Annotated in this window: 3 protein-coding genes and 1 pseudogene; 1 reads left to right on the forward strand and 3 read right to left on the reverse strand. The window is 62.3% G+C overall.

The window, feature by feature from the left end:
* Nucleotides 1–410 precede the first annotated feature (410 nt).
* Both HRV97_RS17150 and HRV97_RS17155 read right to left on the reverse strand, forming a co-directional pair.
* A complete protein-coding gene (locus tag HRV97_RS17150) occupies nucleotides 411–719 on the reverse strand; it encodes a hypothetical protein (protein WP_174195343.1) in 309 nt (102 codons plus the stop codon).
* A 36-nt stretch (nucleotides 720–755) separates the two neighbouring features.
* Complete coding sequence (locus HRV97_RS17155; protein WP_174195344.1) at nucleotides 756–1,103, reverse strand: hypothetical protein; 348 nt, start codon at nucleotides 1,101–1,103, stop codon at nucleotides 756–758.
* On the opposite strand from HRV97_RS17155, the pseudogene HRV97_RS17895 reads away from it, so the two are divergent.
* Nucleotides 1,102–1,809 (forward strand): annotated as a pseudogene (locus HRV97_RS17895) (IS6 family transposase). The gene HRV97_RS17155 and the pseudogene HRV97_RS17895 overlap by 2 nt on opposite strands.
* 10 nt (nucleotides 1,810–1,819) lie before the next feature.
* On the opposite strand, the gene HRV97_RS17165 reads toward HRV97_RS17895, so the two are convergent.
* Nucleotides 1,820–2,047, reverse strand: coding sequence for a hypothetical protein (locus HRV97_RS17165; protein ID WP_174195345.1), 228 nt, complete (start codon nucleotides 2,045–2,047; stop codon nucleotides 1,820–1,822).
* Between the last annotated feature and the right edge of the window lie 388 nt (nucleotides 2,048–2,435).

Genomic DNA, 2,435 nt, shown 5'->3' on the forward strand with positions numbered 1-2,435 from the left:
ATACCCGTCACACCGCTCGACAAACGGGGTCCCTTTTGGACGCCGATAGGGGGTCCTTTTTGGACGCCGATTGACACAAACCGCCGCCGCAACGCTGCCGCGTCGAGCAGCTTGCTGCGGTCATAGGTACCATCACCAAAAAATGCTCCAGCCACGGCCAGCGCCTTCGCATCAAGCGCCCCTCCCGCGCAGCGGGTTCGTGCATCCACCAAAGTCGCACAGTGAGCTCGATGCCTGCGTTGACACCGGAGCTGACGGTGCATCAGAAATCACATGGACTGGCGCAGCCGCACTAAAGGCCTACATTTTGCTGCTTAATTCCTTGCCTTCAACCATGGCGGTTTGTTGTCGATTCCCTTCACCCGCTCCACATCCGTGCGGCAGCCACTCAAGGCCTGCTTTTTAGCCACTTAGCGCTGCTCCGAAGTGACCGATAACCGGCCGCCGATAGAGTGGACGAGGTGATCGGCCAAGGCCATTTCAGCGGCGTTCCTCTCCCAGCCGATGAACGCCGGCGGCACATTGTCTGCACGCAACCGCTTGGCCACCACGTTTGCGTCGATTCCGATGCGTGCCGACAGTTCGGCGGCGGTGGCGCAATTCTGCGCGATCGGCAGGAGGACATTCGCAGGCAGGCGCCAAGCGCTGCGCCCTAGACCGGTGTGCGCCACCTGGGCGAACGCAGAGGCGTTCCTGAACTCGAGATTGACGATGTCCAAGACAATCCTCTGCGAATACTCATCGAGCCCGACACCCTAAACGTTCGAACAGCAATGGGCCACGTCGGCCCGATCGATGATGTAGTTCATCTTCTCCGGACCGGTGAGTTCGTAGGGAACGCCGCTTTCCAGCAACGCATGCAGCGCCGCTCCCCACGGCTTGGGCCCACCGCCGAGCGCCCGCATCGCCCAGGAGAGTCGCATCGAATCGGCGATTGTTTCCGACGGTGCCGCGGTGTCCCGTAACCAGGCTTTGAACGCCGCGAGATCGGTCTTCGTGGTTTGATCCATGCCGAACTGGTCCCTGCACCAGACATGGTCATGGACGGTGAGGGCACCGTCAACCAAATGCACCTGCTGGTAACTGGGGTAGGGCGGGTGCATGCCTCGTGCCTGCAAGCCAGCCAGTCCGTTCCGCTACTGCAACTCGTCACCCCAGGTGATCCGGCTGGTGGTGCTCATGTACGTACGGTTTCCGCTTCCTTGCGGAACGTAGAGGACCTGCTGTTCGAGCGCGGGATCGACATCTGCCATGAGACGGTGAGGCTATGGTGGAACAGGTTTGGTCCGCTGTTCGCAGGCGACATCCGACGTCAGCGGGTCAGCCGCATGCGTGACTTTCGTCACTGGCGCTGGCACCTGGACGAGATGTACGTGAAGCTGACCGGCGAGATGGACTATCTGTGGCGGGCGGTCGACCATGAGATGCTGGAACGCTAGGTCACGAAGACGCGCGACAAGGGTGCAGCACTTGCCTTCATGAAGAAGGCGATCAAGCGCCACGGCTCACCTGAGGCGATCACCACCGACGGCCTGCGCAGCTGGCGCGGCGATGACCGAGCTCGGCAACCGCAATCGCCAAGAGGTCGGACGCTGGGCCAACAACAGGGTCGCGAACTCACATCTGCCGTTCAGGCGACGAGAACGAGCGATGCTCCGCTTCAGGCAGATGAAGACGCTGCAGAAGTTTGCTTCCGTCCACACGAACGTCCACAACCACTTCGATCTCGATCGCCACAACGTTGACCGCCGAACATACAAGGATCGCCGCTCAGCAGCGTTTGCTGAGTGGCAGGTGCTCGCGAGCTAGGCGCACGTCCTCAAAGACCCAAATGCATCGTAAAGAGAGCGCTTCGCGTTAGACTGACAGCACCCTCGCGGGCGTTGTTGACCGACTTGGTCTCTACAGCACGTACCGGATTGCGCTCGCAGCCGGCCACGCCCCCCACTTGCTGGCGAGCTCGAACGACCGCGAAGATCATCTTCATTTTGAGCACGGTTGCGGGCGTCAGGTCGGCGTTCCGCTTGGAGGCGAGCCACTGCGCCACCGCTAGCGGCTCTTTCACTGCGTATCCATCGCTTCGAGTTGTGACAGCTCACCGCCGGAGCCCGCTCTAGCGATGGCTTCCGGGCAGCGCCGCAGGTTTTCAGTATTTCAGCGTTGCAGGCATCCCTCCGGCGCGCGCTGCAGCGCTGCGAAACTAAAAACCTGTCACGGTGCCCTGCCACGCCGCGCCTGCCGCCTACCCCGGCAGTGGGCGCAGGCGCCCCTAGCAGACCTGCACAGCCCCGCTGGGAAGCAATTCCGGCCCGCCGGTCACCCGCTCTATCCGCCACCCGAGGTGTCCGACGGCTTGCCGTAAGCGTCCGGTGACGGCGTCACCTCAAACGGGCCGGTAGTTCCACGGCAGCAGTTCAGCGACCCGGCGGGCCGGA

The sequence above is a fragment of the Sphingomonas hominis genome, from assembly GCF_013328205.1.
Taxonomy (GTDB): Bacteria; Pseudomonadota; Alphaproteobacteria; order Sphingomonadales; family Sphingomonadaceae; genus Sphingomonas; species Sphingomonas hominis.

What these genes read in the sequence shown, in the direction of transcription:
- HRV97_RS17155 (WP_174195344.1), bottom strand. Translation starts at nt 1,103, where the DNA reads ATGCACCCGCCCTACCCCAGTTACCAGCAGGTGCATTTGGTTGACGGT.